Origin of the sequence: Paenibacillus sp. FSL R7-0163, assembly GCF_037969975.1 — a bacterium.
GTDB lineage: Bacteria > Bacillota > Bacilli > Paenibacillales > Paenibacillaceae > Paenibacillus_AQ > Paenibacillus_AQ odorifer.
Genome location: NZ_CP150224.1, coordinates 6,474,516 through 6,490,082 on the forward strand (window position 1 = coordinate 6,474,516; position 15,567 = coordinate 6,490,082).

The following is a 15,567-nucleotide window of genomic DNA, read 5'->3' on the forward strand; positions in this document are numbered from 1 at the left end:
GAAAGTGAGCAAAACTTTCAGCAAACTTTCAGCGGGTTTTAACGTTCCTTATCTGCAAAAGGATTATATTGGAGGTAAGGAAGGGAGGGATGATTATGAGTATATCCGCAGTCTCAGGTTCTACATCGTATACCACCTCGACGTCTAGTGCTACAGATACCAGCGCGCTCGAGAAACAAAAAGCGAAGCTGGAAGCCGAATTGGACAAGATTGATGCCAGCTCGGATGACGCGAAGACCAAAGAAACGAAAACGAAACAAATTGAGCAGCAGATCAAGCAAATCGAGGCACAAATTTCCCAGAAGTCGCAGAGCAGTGCTTCCGCAGCAAGCAGTAGTGCAGAAGCACCTGCCAAACCTGCAAACAACGCGCTTGCTGCGGCAAGCCCGCAAGAGATCGCTACCGCAACAACGAATAGCCAAGGCAGATTTGATATTCGTGTATAAACCATACTAAGTCGTGTTACATAACAAAAAGGGCATCCTTTGCCGTGAGGGATGTCCTTTTTGTTATGTATTTTTAAGTTTAGACTACAATTTAAATGTTCTTTTATCACATTGTTGGCCAATACTAGAAAGATACCGCTAAAATAAAGTTCCGTCATATTGATCTGTCCAGCTTCGTAATATATTAACTATGCTTATCCTCATTTCCCAAAAAATCTTTAACTGTTGCAGGGGTTAGGGATTTGCTGGCAGTCTAATAGAGTAGGTGTTGATTATCACGGGTCTTCTATTCCAAGAATTGCTATAATGGACTAGTTGTAAAAATTGTCTAGCACAACGTGTGTCAGCGGTAAAGGCAGGTGGGCTCATGCATTCAAAGCAACAGACATTAGAAAGATTCAAAATTGTAAGACTGATCTTATCTATCTATCGGATCCGGGCGGTCAGAGCCCTTTTTCCAGTGGCTATCATAGCGTTCGTATACTGGGAGGGACAACATGAGCTGAAGCAGGTTCATTTAGGACTTATAATGCGTGAACTAAGGCGAGTACCTACGTCTGCTATTTTGCAAATGATTGGTTTTGCACTTCTTTCCGTAGCTGTGATGAGTGCTTATGATTATTTGATTCGGGCACATTTTCGTTTAAAAGTAGGGCTGTGGAGTACCTTTCGGTATGCATGGATTGCTAATACATTTAATAACTTGATTGGGTTTGCGGGTCTGGCTGGAGTTGGTTTAAGGACGCTGCTGTATAAAAAAAGCGGGGTGCCGACCTCCGTGCTAACACCCGCCATTGTATTTCTGTCGCCGCTTATGATTACCGGGTTATCGCTACTTTCGTGGGCGAATATCTTTGGTTTACTCCCGGCAACGGCTTTGATGGAAGAACATCGCTGGCTGGTGTTTGCAGTATGGGGAATGGCGCTTTATTTGCCGGTTTTTGTGTTTGTACAGCGCTCATCGCTTTATGCGAAATGGATTAACCGGGGAAAAGGTAGAACACCATGGCTTACAGTCGTTAATTCCGTCGGTGCTTCCTTTCTGGAATGGAGCTTTGCTGGCGTGACGTTTTGGACCATCAGCAGCCATCTCTTGGATGAGGTCCATTTTATAGCTATCTTTGGTATATTTACGATTGCTGCCATTGCCGGCATCTTGAGTATGGCACCCGGCGGTATCGGTGCATTTGACCTTATTGCCTTGCTCGGGCTGACACAGCTTGGCTACCAGACCGATAAGGCGATGGCGGTGCTTGTCATCTTTCGATTGTTTTATTATGTCATTCCTTGGTTGATCGGATTGGTGCTGGCTGCACTGGAAATTGGCCTGCAAGGAAAAAAGGATCAAGATCGTTCAGTTCCAGGGTTCGAACCCTCTCTTAACAAATGGCAGAAGATCTGGGGCTGGCCGGGTCAGTATACCTTTCTGAGCGATCTTGGGATGTGGGCTCTTGGCAAGCTGGTACTAGCTAGCGGGCTTATTCTCTTACTATCTGCAGCAGTACCCGGATTGCTGTATAGGTTGAAGATTACGGAGGAAATATTGCCGTTTCCGGTAATGCAGCTATCTCATCATCTGTCAGTACTTATTGGTTTTATGCTGATTTTATTGTCGCGGGGCATTACATTGCGGGTTCATAGTGCATATGTATGGACTAGCGTACTTCTGTTTATTGGATCGTTGTTTGCAGTCACTAAGGGTTTTGATTATGAAGAGGCGCTTTTGTTACTTATAGTAGCGCTTATTCTTTGGATTTCCAGATCGCGGTTTTATCGGATTAGTGCGCCAATCAGCAGACAGAGCGCGATCTGGTGGTTTGCCCTCACCTCAGTAATTGCACTAAGCTACTATCTGATGGGCTGTTATGTACATCGTGGATTTCTGAAGCATCTGCCTCCGGGTGTACAGCCTGAATGGTTGCAGCGGTATAGTCATGTTGCATTTACGGCAGTGGGAGGATTGGTCTTGTCTTGGGTACTGCTCATAATGTGGGTAAACCTCAGGCCCCATCATAAGGAGAACGAGCTGTTCGGGACCTTGGATGTAGCTAAACTGAAACATTTTCTAGATGGAGTTCAAGGCAATACCTTAACGCATACGTTATTTTTGGGTGATAAGGGCTTCTTCTGGGCTCAGAACGATAAAGTGCTGCTCGCTTTCGCCAGAGTTAGGGATAAGCTCGTTGTGCTGGGTGATCCGCTGGGAGAGAGAAGCTTAATAAATGAAGCCATCAGTGAATTTAGACAAGCTGCAGATCAGTATGGTCTGGTTGTAGTTTTCTATCAAGCTTCACCTGCTTTTTTATCGGTCTATCAGGAGCAGGGCTATCGCTTTTTTAAGCTGGGTGAAGAGGCAGTGATAAGCCTTGATAACATTGCACTCAGTGGTCTGAAGAAAGGTGATCTGCAAAGTGTAAGCGATCGTTTTGAACGGGAAGGCATGTTTGTTGAAATTACAGAAGCGCCGCTTGCTGATAGTTTGCTGAGAGAACTGCGAGCGATTTCGGACGAGTGGTTGAATGGCCGAGCGGAAAAGGGTTATTCGTTAGGCTGGTTTAAGGTCGACTATCTGCAACTGGCTCCCATTGCGGTGCTGCGGAACGCCAAAGGTACAATACTGGCATTTGCTTCTATTGCCCCGGGGTATGATCAAGGATTGACTCTGTCTGTAGATTTGTTGCGCCAGCGGAAGAATGTCCCAAACGGGACGGTAGATTATTTATTGGTTTGTATGTTGGAATGGGCGAAGTCCAAGGGGTATCGGCGATTTAATCTAGGCAACACTCCTCTATCATCCAGTGGGGGGCAGGACCCCGGAGCTCTGAAGGAGGAGAAGCTGGCTCATCAAGTGTTTAATAGAGGTGGGCATGGGCATGGTTACGGTTTTGCCAGATTGCGTCGTTACAAGGAAAAGTTCAATCCAGAGTGGGAGCCGCGTTACTTGGCTTATCCAGCGTCCCTAACATTACCCGTCTTAACGCTGGATCTGGTGAGGCTTGTATCCCGACATCCGGAGCATAAAGCGAATAACTAAAAAAGGTGCCCAACGCCAAACGGCGTTGGGCACCTTTTTAATCAGGTACAAGTGATTTACTTCTTGTCAGCTTCTGCATCCGGCAGAGCCCAGACGGAGACGCTGCCGCCATTGACCGGGAAGGTCGCCCAACCATCTTTTTCAATGGTTATGGTGGCTTTATGGTTATGGGTGAAATCCACCCATGCTTCACCGGCGCGATGTTCTCCTACGAACATTCTCTTCTGGCCATTCTCACCATTACTGATCACAACCGCACAACCGGAGTGTTCAATATCCTCCACGCCGAGCCGTGTCCAGCCAATCGTGTTAGGATGATCGAAATAATCCTTCTGTTCACCATAAGCTTTGTGATAGCGGGTATACAGCAGAGGGTCAATCGCATCTTTTTTACCTGCTACAGGTGTTGGTCCTTCGATCCCATAATAATCCCCGTAAAAGACCACAGGATATCCATCCCGTCGCAGCAGGATAAGCGCGTAAGCACTTTGCTTGAACCAATCATCTACCCAGGATTCCAGGGCTTCGTGAGGCTGAGAATCATGATTGTCAACGAAGGTTACAGCATTGGTGGGATGGGTCTGCACCAGTGTGTCATCAAGAATTTTAGTCAGATCATAGTTTCTGCCCTCCAAAGAAGCTGAATGCAGCTTGTAGTGAAGGGATACATCGAAGAGGTCAATTTTATAATCGACGGTATTCAGAAATTGTCGGCAGGACTCTAAGTCGGAATTCCAGAATTCACCGACGATATAGAAGTCCTTCTCGCATTTATTAAACATCTCTACCGCGAATTCTTTAACAAACTCATGGTTGATATGTTTGATGGCGTCCAAGCGGAAGCCGCTGCAGTGGAGGGTGTCCACCAGCCATTTTCCCCATTGGATCATTTCTTTTTTGACTTCGGGATGGCTGTAATCAATATTAGCGAACATTAGATAATCATAGTTTCCGAACTCGTCGTCAACATTCTGATTCCACGCTTTATTCTCGCCTACTATACGGAATACGCCGGTTCGCTCTTCTTTGGCGTCAAAGTCAGTGCCGTTAAAATGATTGTGATTCCACTTAAAGGCAGAGTGTTCATTTCCGCGGCCAGGGAAGGTGAATTTTGTCCAGCCCTCAATCTCGAAAGGTTTCGAAATTTCTTTCATCCGATCATTGGGGTCGACCTCGATGACTTGGAATACTTCCTTTTCATCCGCGCCTGCCTTATGATTCATGACCAAATCAACGTAAACGGCGATGCCATTCTTTTGACATTCCGAAATTGCGTTGATCAGTGCTTGTTTGGTGCCATATTTGGTGCGTACCGTACCTTTTTGGTCATATTCGCCCAGATCATATAGATCATACACGCCATAGCCTGTATCTTCTGCGGAGACGGCCTTTGTCACAGGAGGTACCCAAACAGAATCAATGCCTACGGCTTTTAGCGCGGGTGCAGTTTCTTTTAAGCGATCCCAGTGTTTCCCGTCCGCAGCAACATGCCATTCAAAAAACTGCATCATTGTATGGTTCCTCATTATTTCTTACGCCTCCATATCCCATCAAGCAAATTTTACTCTCAACACTCTGATTAGTTTTTCAGATAACTCTTATTAAACTTAAAAACAGACTATGAAAAATAAGGCCAGTTGTTGAATGCGCAGGAAGGGACATGATTGTCATTAAACAGGTTTGAAAAGAATGATTTCTGACCTTTGGGAGAGATGCACAGCGTTGCGTCCATTCCGTTTAGAGCTATACAGAGCATGGTCGGCTTCAGATAGCAGCTCTTCTAGAGTGGCCTCTGGATTTAGGGCCTCCACAACTCCAAAGCTGGCGGTCACATTAATGGGCCCGATGACGGTATATAAGGTGCTTTGTTCAATATCCGCGCGGATAGTTTCGCAGAGCAATGCAGCTTGCTTCAGCGACGTCTCTGGCAGACAGATCACAAATTCCTCGCCACCATAACGGCCAAAGAGATCTCCCTCCCGCAGATGTCTGCTGCACACTTGGACAATATGCTGGAGAGCTTGATCTCCGTATTGATGTCCATAGCGGTCATTAATGCTCTTGAAGAAGTCCACATCCAGCAAAATCATAGATAATGAACTTCGCAGGCTGGCGGACCGGGCAAGGAGAGCTCGACTCAGCTCCAAAAAATAGGAGCGGTTATAGATACCGGTTAGGCTGTCCATCGTAGCCAATTGGCGCAGCTTCTCCTGAAGCAGTATTCGTTCAGTCACGTCAATCAGCATGATCATCTGTCCTGCTATGTGCCCCTCTTGTTTTTGTACCGGAGAGGAACGGATTTGATAATAGCAGACCTCCTCTGCTTTGTTCCAAGCCACTTCCCGTTCTTCGCGCAACAGCGGCTCGGCGTCCATCACATAGGACAAGGCGTCTTTGCCTGCGTTAAGAAACAATTGCGCTAGCGGTTTGCCAATCGATGAGGAGTTGAGCCCCTCTATCATATCCGCGGCTGCACGATTGTAATCGACGAGCATGTCCGAGCGGTCGGTGACAAGCACTCCCTCCCGCATGCTCTCGAAGAGATTCTCACGAGCAATAGGCGCAGCCGTTAACATGCCCCGGGATAAAATAGCCCAAATATATAGGGAGGAGGTCAGGCTCATAATGATCGGGACGGGATCCATTCCGTAAGGAGTCAAGCCCATCAGATACAAAAAAGAGCCAAGTGTTGGAAGACTTAACCCGATTATTATTGTGATGATCTGCCTGCGGTATACCCGCTTCATCCGGTTCCACTGCCATATCATGAGGCAAATGGCTGCCAGCAGACAGCCAAAAGTAAAGCTGCCGTGAACGATATACCAAGGTCCCATCACAACATCAACGAGTGGGGTGGGCGTATTTTCCCGTAAATAAATGGATTTATAGAAGAGATGATGGTAATCATTGGTCCAAACCAGCAGCGTTGTAATGAACGGAATGATAAATAACGCCGCCCGTATGCCTTTTTTAAACAGCGTCTCCAGCCCAACGAAATGGATCACCATGATTAGACTAGCTGGCGCAATGAAGGGCATCCCCAGATATTCTAACTTAATCCAGAAGCTGATTTCCTCCAGGGTTTTCCCCGATAACTCTAATGCGAAGCCGAAGGTGTAAATAGCAGAGGTAAAGGAGCTTATAACAAAAGCCCTGATTCCTAAGAAATCAGTTTTTTTATAATAGGCGAAAAGGGCTAATAAGACGCTCAGCACACCTGATATAGCAACAATTACAATATAGTTCGAGATTATAGATCCCATGGGTCTATTGTCACCTGCCGAGGAAAGATATGGATAAATATTACCACATATCTACGGATATAAAAAAAATACTTCGGGTTTGTAGTCAAAAAAATGTCTCCTAGACAAAATGACGCAATTTAACAGGAGCTATTTTACTAATTGTCTAGTGAGAGTCCAGTGAGCAGCGTGTAACATGTTAGTTAATACTACATGCGATAGAAGTTTTCTTGATCTTATCTATATCACGTCAGTTTATATAACATTATAAACATGACTTATTTTGAAAAGGGGGGCTGAGGATGTCATCACTAGCGACAAATATTCCTGAGATTCAGCTGGAGAATGTTGAAATGCGTTATCGGACAGAAGCTGCGGAAGTGCTTGCCCTGCATCAGGTGAGTCTTGATATTGCTAAAGGGGAGTTCGTCTCCCTGCTCGGACCTTCCGGATGTGGAAAAACGACGCTGCTTAGACTGATGGCCGATCTCATAGCACCAACAGGCGGGAACATTGTGGTAGCTGGGAAAAGTGCCAGAGAAGCCAGGCTGGCGCAAAAATATGGCATTGTTTTTCAAAGTCCAGTGTTATACGACTGGCGGAAAGTGAAGCATAACATCACATTGCCGCTGGAGCTGATGGGGGTAAAGAAGTCAATCCGTGAGGAAAAGGCGATGGAGCTTCTTGATCTGGTGGGGTTGCAGAGCTTTGCGGATAAATATCCGTGGCAGCTCAGCGGCGGGATGCAACAGCGTGTAGCGATTGCCAGAGCGCTATCGATGGAGCCGGAAATTCTGCTCATGGATGAGCCATTCTCTGCGCTGGATGAATTTACGCGTGAGCGATTGAATGAAGAGCTATTGTCTGTCTGGAGTAAAGTGCAGAACACAATTGTTTTTGTAACTCATAGTATTCCTGAATCTATATTCCTCTCTGACCGGGTGTTTGTTCTTTCCCCGCATCCGGGTCGCTTGTCTGCTGTGGTCGAAATTCCTCTGCCACGTCCGCGAACGGCGGAAATGAGAAATAGCCCAGAGTTTTTCGAACTGATCGCACGTATTCGCGACAGCTTCGAAGGGGTGTAGTGATGAAAGGGGGCAGTATCTTTGTGCGAGGTCGTCTGCTGCCGTTGTTCGTCTGGATTTTTGGCCTGCTGCTAGTCTGGGAAGGCACTTCCTGGATGCTGCTCCATGTGGTGGAGACGCCGTTAGCACAGTCCAAGCTGCCATATGTTCATGAGGTGTTAGCTACCTTGTGGCAGTATGGAGGCACGCTCTTGAAGGAGGGGGCTGCGACCTTCGGTAATGCTGGTGTTGGCTTCCTGATTGGAGCGGTAGCTGGTGCCTCATTGGCGGTGCTGATGAGTTTGTCGAAGACAATAGAGCAATTAACTTTTCCTTATGCTATTGCCTCGCAGATGATTCCGATTCTGGGGTTGGCACCCATCATCTACGGGATTGTGCGCGATGAGCAGACCTCGCGGATTATTATTTCGGGATATATCACCTTTTTCCCGGTGGCTCTGAACATGCTGCGCGGCTTGCGGAGTGTAGATCCATCAGCGCTCGAATTGATGCATTCTTACGCGGCCAAACCTTGGGCGGTCTATTGGAAACTAAGATTCCCAGCGGCTTTGCCGGGTTTGTTCGGTGGGCTTAAGATAGCTGCCCCACTTGCTGTGACTGGAGCTATTCTGGTGGAGCTTATGGGTGCCCAGCATGGCATTGGTGTAATTATGCTGCGCAATCTCTATTATGGAAGCTCTCACACCTATATGTTCTGGTCTACGGTGATTGTGGGTGCCTTGCTGGGGATCGTAAGCTACTGGTTAATCAGTCTGATAGAACGCCTGGTAACGCCTTGGCAGCCTGAATATCGTCCGAAAGGAGGCAGCCGCTAATGGAAACTAACTCCGTTCGGGAGACCTCGTTTATAGGCTCTACTGGTAAAGAAATGGCTCAGCCGGCGCTAACGGCTACACAAAAGAATGCTGTAGCCGTTCCGAAACCTGCGGAAGCTACGGCGAGTCGAGGCGGCTCACGAATGCTGAAGAGGATATTTAGTGCAGGGGTGCTGCTGCCTGTACTGGCAGGTCTGTTATTTCTTGCACTATGGGAATTTCAATTCTTTCATAAGATCTTTGATCTGAAAAAGTATCAACTCCCGCTGCCTACAGCCATCGCCGAAACTATGCGAGATAATTTCAGCTTGTTGTTGTCCTATACCGGATACACGCTTGCTGAAGCTGTGCTGGGAATGTTGGTTGGTTCTGCTATCGGCTTCCTGATCGCTTTAGTCGCTACGGCTTGGCCGCGCTGGGGGAGTGGAAGCTTGACGCTGGTTGCCGCCCTAAATGCTGTGCCCATCGTCGCCCTCGCGCCCATCATGAATCTGTGGTTTGGAGATGGGATAGGCTCACGAATTGCCATAGTAACAGCAACTACAATGGCAGCGATGGCGATCAACGCCTATAAGGGCATGGCGGCGATTGATCCATTGGCGCTGGATCTGATGCATTCTTATGCGGCAGGTAAACCGGCAGTGTTCCGTTATCTGCGGATTCAGAGCAGTCTGCCCTATGTATTTACAGCACTGAAGATTAATGCTACTGCCAGTATGATTGGCGCCATTGTTGGGGAATTCTTTTTCTCCTCAAAGGGGCTTGGATATCTGCTCTCCAATTCCATTAAAGTTGCCAAAATGCCACTGGGCTGGTCCTGTATTGTGCTGGCTGCAATTGCAGGCGTGCTCTTCTATTTAGTGGTTGAGCGGCTGGAGAAAGTATTCATTAAGTGGCATCCTTCGCAGCGTACTTAATCTCGCCCTCATTACATCCGGCCATAGTGGGAATGGAAAAGAGAAACCGCCCGCGGCTGTATGCATAAACGCACCACGATGCTTGTCCATACTGTGCTTGTTACAAACTTAAATTACGATAGGGGGAGTTCGGTTGATGAACGGGAAAAAACGCAAATTTCGTGGTGGTTTGTTGGCAATCGTGATGATGTTGAGTGTTTCTTTAATGGCGGGTTGCGGTGGCAACAATAATAACTCGGCAGCTGAAGCTACGACTGCCCCTGAAGTATCAGCAGCTCCTGACGCAAGTGCTGCTACTGAACCGGCTGCTGATCCAGTTACAGTGAAGCTACAGCTGAAATGGGTGCCGCAGGCACAATTCGCTGGGTATTTTGTGGCGCAGGATAAAGGATATTACAAGGAAGAAGGCTTGGATGTAGAAATTCTGCCGGGTGGGCCTGATATCGTTCCGGAACAGCAAGTGGCAGGCGGCTCCGCAGATATCGGTGTGGGTTGGGTAGCCAGCTTGCTGCCGAGTCTTGAAGAGGGAATGCCGCTGGTGCAGATCGCGCAAATCTATCAAAAGAGCGGATTGGTCCTGGTTTCCAAAAAATCGGCGGGCATCAACTCAGCCGCTGATCTTAAGGGTAAAAAAGTAGGCAACTGGATGGGCGGCAACGAGTTTGAACTATTAGCGTTATTCGATAAATATAAGTTCGATCCGAATAAGGATCTGAGCTTTACGAAGCAAGGGTTCACGATGGATCAGTTCTTGGGCGATCAGATCGATGCGGCCTCAGCGATGACCTATAACGAGTACCAAGTAGTGTTGGAGTCAGGCATTAAGGCTGAGGATCTGAATGTCATCGACATGAATACGGAAGGCGTTGCGATGCTTGAGGATAACTTGTTCGCCAATAAGGAATGGCTTGCGGAGAACAAAGAGACTGCGGCAAAGTTCGTACGTGCCTCCCTGAAAGGCTGGAAAGATGCAATTGCTGATCCTGCAGCCGCAGTGGACAGTGTGATGAAGCAAGCGGAAGACGGCAGTACAACGAAGGAACATCAGCTGACAATGATGACTGAGGTTGCCAAGCTGATTCTACCTGAAGGCTTTGACAGTGCCAAGATGGGATATACCGATGCGGCGGCGTTCCAGCAAACTGCTGATATTTCGCTTAAATTTGGTGTCATTAAAGAACCGGTTAAGGTAGATGAGGCTTACACGAACGAAATCGTAGAAATGGCGGCAAAATAACCAGTTGAGCTCAAATGTTACAGTGGATGGCCGCCTGATCTGGCGGTCATCTATTATAATCAGCAGTCCATCAGTGCATCTGAAACAGAGAAAGAGGTGCGAGCTATGTCTCTCCTAGTAACGCAGGCTGAAAGAGTTAAGAATTATGTGAATGGAGCTTGGGTAGAATCGTCGTCCGGGCGAGATGAAGAGGTATATAATCCGGCGACGGGTGAAGTGATTGCCTATGTGCCCATTTCCAGTAGGGAAGAGCTGGGTGCGGCGGTAGATGCGGCTGCAGTGGCATTTCAAGTGTGGAAAAGGGTCGCTGTGCCGCGTCGTGCCCGCTACTTTTTCCAATATCAACAGCTGCTGGTGAAGCATTGGCATGAGCTGGCCGAGCTGATCACGCTGGAGAATGGCAAAAGTCTGGAAGAGGCGCAAGGTGAGGTGCAGCGTGGAATTGAGTGTGTGGAATTTGCCGCAGGCATCCCCACGTTGATGATGGGCAGCCAGCTCCCGGACATTGCTACCGGAATTGAATCCGGGATGTACCGCTATCCATTGGGGGTTATCGGGGGAATTGCCCCTTTTAACTTTCCGATGATGGTTCCTTGTTGGATGTTTCCGCTTGCCATCGCTTGTGGAAATACCTTTGTGCTGAAGCCTTCTGAACGGACACCGCTGCTTGTTAATCGATTGGCAGAGTTATTTGCCGAAGCGGGCTTTCCTCCAGGTGTACTGAATGTGGTACATGGGGCACACGAGGTTGTGAATGGGCTGCTGGAGCATGATGAAGTGAAGGCGATTTCGTTCGTGGGTTCGCAGCCGGTTGCGGAATATGTATATAAGGCAGGGACGGCGCAAGGGAAGCGGGTTCAGGCATTGGCAGGCGCTAAGAATCACTCGATTGTGCTGCCTGATGCGGAGCTGGACAATGCGGTCAAAAATATCATTGCGGCCTCCTTTGGCTCGGCAGGTGAGCGGTGTATGGCTTGCTCGGTCGTAGTGGTTCATGAGGATATCGCTGACGAGCTAGTGAACCGTCTGGCTGCGGCTGCGGATGAGCTTAAGATTGGTAATGGCGCCGATGACGGGGTGTTTTTGGGTCCGGTAATTCGCCAGTCGAATAAGGAGCGGACGCTTTATTACATTGAGACTGGTGAAGCTGAGGCAGCCAAGCTTGTGAGAGACGGGCGGAAGGATGCTGCTACGGGTGGTGCGGGTTATTTTATCGGGCCGACGATATTTGATCATGTACAGCCGGGAATGACCATCTGGAAGGATGAGATTTTTGCACCGGTATTGTCAGTGATTCGTGTGAAAAGTCTGAGTGAAGCGATTGGGGTAACGAATCAGTCCCCATTCGCGAATGGGGCTTGTATTTATACAGACAGCGCAAAGGCGGTTCGTGAATTTCGGGAAGAAATTGATGCAGGGATGTTGGGTGTGAATCTGGGCGTGCCTGCGCCCATGGCATTTTTCCCCTTCTCGGGTTATAAGAAATCGTTCTATGGAGACCTGCATGCCAATGGGCGTGATGGGGTGGAGTTCTATACGCGTAAAAAGATGATCACTGCCCGTTATTAGAGAAAATGAGCTGCTGAGAGGAGAAAATGTTATGCAGAGTCTGGGGAACGATAGCGAGCTTGCGGTGAAGAAGGATCAGGAATATTTATGGCACAACATTACGCCTTATAGTGAAAAGAATCCGCCTATGATTGCCGCCTCGGCGAGTGGGTCGTGGATTACGGATATACAGGGCAATCGATTTTTGGATGGGATGTCTGGCTTATGGTGTGTAAATGTGGGATACGGGCGCAAGGAGCTGGCGGAAGCTGCTTACAATCAGTTGCTGACCCTGCCTTATTTTCCTCTGACACAAAGTCATCTCCCGGCGATTGCGCTGGCGGAGAAGCTGAATGAATGGCTCGGAGGCGATTACGTGATCTTCTTTTCCAATAGTGGATCGGAAGCCAATGAGGCTGCTTTCAAAATGGCACGCCAGTACCAGCAGCAAATCGGCCAGCATTATCGCCATAAATTCATTGCCCGTTATCGTGGATATCACGGCAGTTCGCTGGGTGCATTATCTGCAACAGGCCAGGCCCAGCGCAAATATAAATATGAACCGCTGGCGGGTGGGTTTCTGCATGTAGCTCCCCCGGACAGCTATCGCCGCCCGGCCGGGATGACTGTGGAAGAATTCAACCTCCAGTGTGCACAGTCCATAGAGGATATGATCATCTGGGAAGGCGTGGAGACGGTAGCTGCGGTGATTATGGAGCCTGTAATTACGGGTGGTGGCGTCATTGTACCGCATCAGGTTTATTTGGATCGGGTGCAGGAAATCTGCCGTAAGCACGGTGTGTTGCTCATTATGGATGAGGTGATTTGTGGATTCGGGCGTTCTGGACGTAAGTTTGGTCATCACAACTTTAATGTGAAGCCTGACATCGTAACGATGGCTAAGGGACTGACTAGCGCTTATCTTCCTTTATCCGCGACTGCTGTTCGTAAGGATATCTATGAGGTATTTAAGGACAATAGCGATGACTATGGCCATTTTCGCCATGTGAATACTTTTGGTGGCAACCCTGCCTCCTGTGCGCTGGCGCTGCGTAATCTGGAGATTATCGAGCAGGAGAAGCTGGTGGAACGTGCGGATCTTTTAGGTAAAAGAATAAATACAGAATTTACCGAGCTGCTTGATCACAAGCTTGTAGGTGATGTCCGCAGCTTTGGTTTGATGACAGGGGTTGAGCTGGTTGAAGACAAGGTCAGTAAGAAGCCGGTTGATCTGAATATTGTGAAAGGAATTATTGCCGAATGTAAGTCCAAGGGGCTTATCATCGGCAAAAATGGCGATACCGTAGCTGGGTTCAACAATGTGCTTACCTTCGCCCCGCCGTTATCCTCCACGGATGAAGATATAGAATTTATTATCGATACCTTTAAATCTGTGCTGAACGGGGGCTAGGTAAAGTGATTTTGTCTGGATATAGAAATTGGTAAGCGCGCAGGGCGACTTGAATGGAGATCCGATTCTCTGGCTGCATGAAGTCTTCACCCAGTAGCTCTGTTATTTTGTCCAGGCGATAATAAAGTGACTGTCTGACAATGAATAAGTTTCGAGCGGCAATTTGTTTGGAACCATCATGATCCAGATAAACACGAAGGGTAAGCAGCAGCTCGCTGCCTTTGGTTTGGTCGTGGTCGATTAGCGGGCCGAGATAACTGCGAATGAAGTTCTGCAACGTTTTTCCGTCATTTAAGCTCAACAGCAACTGGAATACACCCAGCTCTTCATAGAAGAGCAGTGACTTCTGGTAACAGGAGTATAACGACAATGCCTGTAGGGCTTCCTGATAACCGGAATAGGCTCGTTTTAGGCGCTTATGCGATTTGCTGACTCCAATGACGAGCTGCAAATCCTTGAGCTTCTCATCGGAGCGGATGTTCTGCAGGGCTTCAAGTGCTTGTTGAAGTCGCATTTTGCCAGGCATTTTTGATTGGATGTCGAGGGCGATGACGGTGAGGCGATTGTTCTTAAGGGTGATCAGCGGACGTAAAGAATATTTCTCAAAGATGGAACGCAGGATGAGCGAAAGGTGGAAGGTGATGGACTCCCATTCGTTCTCCGAGCTGTTCCATTTTACATCTCTGGGGTTCTTGATCTCTATAAGGCATACACGGTAAGGGAGCTCGTTGACCACGTTGAAATTAGAGCCTATCAGGCCCTTTAAGCGGTTATCATCTTCGATGCGGCCATTGATCAGCTCGTCGACCCATAGATTTTCTGAAAAAAGCTTGCGCTCCTCCATATACCGGGTTCGCAGCAGCTCCTGAGCAATGGACAAAGAGGCGGAATCCAGCAGCAGACAGTCGAATTCCTGTGGTTTGTGATTGCATACCATCAGAATGTAAGCCCAGGTCTGATCCAGCGCACCTACAGGCTTGAGCGCGATGGTCTTCTGTCCATATTCCCGGATATAGGGGGCAGCGTCAGGTTGAATTCCTTCCAGCTCGTCGCCGAAGGCGGTGAAAAAATTCAGCAATGGAGCCTGCTCTTCCGGCGAAAGGGCCGGGAAAAATAAGGGTTTGCCTTGTAGCTGCATATAGACAATTTGTGTGCGGGTGCTTTTGCACAATAATTGCAGCACTTTCAGCGTTCCTTGTGAAGTTAAGGTCAGACGGTGGAATTCACGTGAGATTTTTTCAAGTTCTTGGAGCATCCGGTGATGCCGGTTGATGATAATCGAATGAAGATCCAACGTGATATCTACGAAACGAACCGTGCGGGTGAAGATGATTAGCGGAAAGTCATGCCTATCGGCTAATTCGATCATCTCTTGCGGGATGGTGCTGAAATACGTACCTAACTCAATACATAGGCAAGCTGCATTTTTGTCGATCAGGTTCTGCATAAACTCCAAGGAGGAAGGGAGATCGACACTTGCACCAATCCCCGTAGTCAAAATCATTTCTTCGCCATGAATCAGAGTCTCGAAGTTGGCACTTTCCAGCACATGCACCCAGCGAATGGCACGGCTTAGGCCGCTTTTCCCGCCGATCACCTCGGCTTCTGCGAATAGTGGTCTTTTTAAAGCGTCACGAATGGTTAATACAAGCTCCCAGTCCATAGTTACTCCCCCTCGATCTTCTGCGCTCTGGCCTTCGGTTAATGCCCTGTTATTCTCAGCCTATTCTCACACGTAAAAAATACAGTTTTGAAATTAGACAAAGTGTCTAATGCAACGAAAATTCGAAATGACTATAGTTTGATTAACGGATGTCAGTATATATAACCTA

Annotated in this window: 11 protein-coding genes; 8 read left to right on the plus strand and 3 right to left on the minus strand. The window is 48.0% G+C overall.

Features of this window, described 5'->3' with window-relative positions; all coding sequences use genetic code 11:
* Positions 1 to 95: 95 nt before the first annotated feature.
* Together NST45_RS28475 and mprF are read left to right on the plus strand one after the other, a co-directional pair.
* Positions 96 to 446 (plus strand): FlxA-like family protein, encoded by a 351-nt coding sequence (locus NST45_RS28475; RefSeq protein ID WP_036682071.1) that lies wholly within the window; start codon positions 96 to 98, stop codon positions 444 to 446.
* Between the two features lie 367 nt (positions 447 to 813).
* A complete protein-coding gene (gene mprF, locus NST45_RS28480; RefSeq protein ID WP_038573719.1) occupies positions 814 to 3,480 on the plus strand; it encodes a bifunctional lysylphosphatidylglycerol flippase/synthetase MprF in 2,667 nt (888 codons plus the stop codon).
* A 56-nt stretch (positions 3,481 to 3,536) separates the two neighbouring features.
* On the opposite strand, the gene NST45_RS28485 is transcribed toward mprF, so the two are convergent.
* Positions 3,537 to 5,009, minus strand: a complete 1,473-nt coding sequence (locus NST45_RS28485; RefSeq protein ID WP_036682065.1) for an alpha-amylase — start codon at positions 5,007 to 5,009, stop codon at positions 3,537 to 3,539.
* 141 nt (positions 5,010 to 5,150) lie between these two features.
* Positions 5,151 to 6,743, minus strand: a complete 1,593-nt coding sequence (locus tag NST45_RS28490; RefSeq protein WP_036682063.1) for a histidine kinase N-terminal 7TM domain-containing protein — start codon at positions 6,741 to 6,743, stop codon at positions 5,151 to 5,153.
* Positions 6,744 to 7,024: 281 nt separating this feature from the next.
* Here NST45_RS28490 and NST45_RS28495 point away from each other — a divergent pair, with 281 nt between their 5' ends.
* The 6 genes from NST45_RS28495 to NST45_RS28520 all read left to right on the plus strand — a co-directional run bounded on the left by NST45_RS28495 (position 7,025) and on the right by NST45_RS28520 (position 13,735).
* The gene (locus NST45_RS28495; protein WP_036682061.1) at positions 7,025 to 7,807 is read left to right on the plus strand and encodes an ABC transporter ATP-binding protein; all 783 of its coding nucleotides are present in this window, start codon (positions 7,025 to 7,027) and stop codon (positions 7,805 to 7,807) included.
* 2 nt (positions 7,808 to 7,809) lie between these two features.
* Positions 7,810 to 8,622, plus strand: a complete 813-nt coding sequence (locus NST45_RS28500; RefSeq protein WP_051491222.1) for an ABC transporter permease — start codon at positions 7,810 to 7,812, stop codon at positions 8,620 to 8,622.
* Complete coding sequence (locus tag NST45_RS28505; protein WP_051491221.1) at positions 8,622 to 9,539, plus strand: ABC transporter permease; 918 nt, start codon at positions 8,622 to 8,624, stop codon at positions 9,537 to 9,539. The genes NST45_RS28500 and NST45_RS28505 overlap by 1 nt, the downstream gene beginning before the upstream one ends.
* A gap of 136 nt (positions 9,540 to 9,675) precedes the next feature.
* Positions 9,676 to 10,776 carry an ABC transporter substrate-binding protein gene (locus NST45_RS28510; RefSeq protein WP_051491220.1) on the plus strand — a complete coding sequence of 367 codons (1,101 nt, stop codon included), beginning with the start codon at positions 9,676 to 9,678 and terminating at the stop codon, positions 10,774 to 10,776.
* 105 nt (positions 10,777 to 10,881) lie between these two features.
* On the plus strand, positions 10,882 to 12,345 hold the full coding sequence (locus NST45_RS28515) for a CoA-acylating methylmalonate-semialdehyde dehydrogenase (protein ID WP_036682059.1): 1,464 nt from the start codon (positions 10,882 to 10,884) through the stop codon (positions 12,343 to 12,345).
* A gap of 31 nt (positions 12,346 to 12,376) precedes the next feature.
* The gene (locus NST45_RS28520) at positions 12,377 to 13,735 is read left to right on the plus strand and encodes an aspartate aminotransferase family protein (protein WP_036682058.1); all 1,359 of its coding nucleotides are present in this window, start codon (positions 12,377 to 12,379) and stop codon (positions 13,733 to 13,735) included.
* Here NST45_RS28520 and NST45_RS28525 read toward each other — a convergent pair.
* Complete coding sequence (locus tag NST45_RS28525; RefSeq protein WP_036682056.1) at positions 13,710 to 15,398, minus strand: PucR family transcriptional regulator; 1,689 nt, start codon at positions 15,396 to 15,398, stop codon at positions 13,710 to 13,712. The two genes, NST45_RS28520 and NST45_RS28525, sit on opposite strands and share 26 nt — an antisense overlap.
* Between the last annotated feature and the right edge of the window lie 169 nt (positions 15,399 to 15,567).

Excerpts from the sequence above, each read along its gene's own strand:
- NST45_RS28475 (WP_036682071.1), top strand. The coding sequence starts at position 96 with ATGAGTATATCCGCAGTCTCAGGTTCTACATCGTATACCACCTCGACG.
- mprF (WP_038573719.1), top strand. The coding sequence starts at position 814 with ATGCATTCAAAGCAACAGACATTAGAAAGATTCAAAATTGTAAGACTG.
- NST45_RS28490 (WP_036682063.1), bottom strand. The coding sequence starts at position 6,743 with ATGGGATCTATAATCTCGAACTATATTGTAATTGTTGCTATATCAGGT.
- NST45_RS28495 (WP_036682061.1), top strand. The coding sequence starts at position 7,025 with ATGTCATCACTAGCGACAAATATTCCTGAGATTCAGCTGGAGAATGTT.
- NST45_RS28500 (WP_051491222.1), top strand. The coding sequence starts at position 7,810 with ATGAAAGGGGGCAGTATCTTTGTGCGAGGTCGTCTGCTGCCGTTGTTC.
- NST45_RS28505 (WP_051491221.1), top strand. The coding sequence starts at position 8,622 with ATGGAAACTAACTCCGTTCGGGAGACCTCGTTTATAGGCTCTACTGGT.
- NST45_RS28510 (WP_051491220.1), top strand. The coding sequence starts at position 9,676 with ATGAACGGGAAAAAACGCAAATTTCGTGGTGGTTTGTTGGCAATCGTG.
- NST45_RS28515 (WP_036682059.1), top strand. The coding sequence starts at position 10,882 with ATGTCTCTCCTAGTAACGCAGGCTGAAAGAGTTAAGAATTATGTGAAT.
- NST45_RS28520 (WP_036682058.1), top strand. The coding sequence starts at position 12,377 with ATGCAGAGTCTGGGGAACGATAGCGAGCTTGCGGTGAAGAAGGATCAG.
- NST45_RS28525 (WP_036682056.1), bottom strand. The coding sequence starts at position 15,398 with ATGGACTGGGAGCTTGTATTAACCATTCGTGACGCTTTAAAAAGACCA.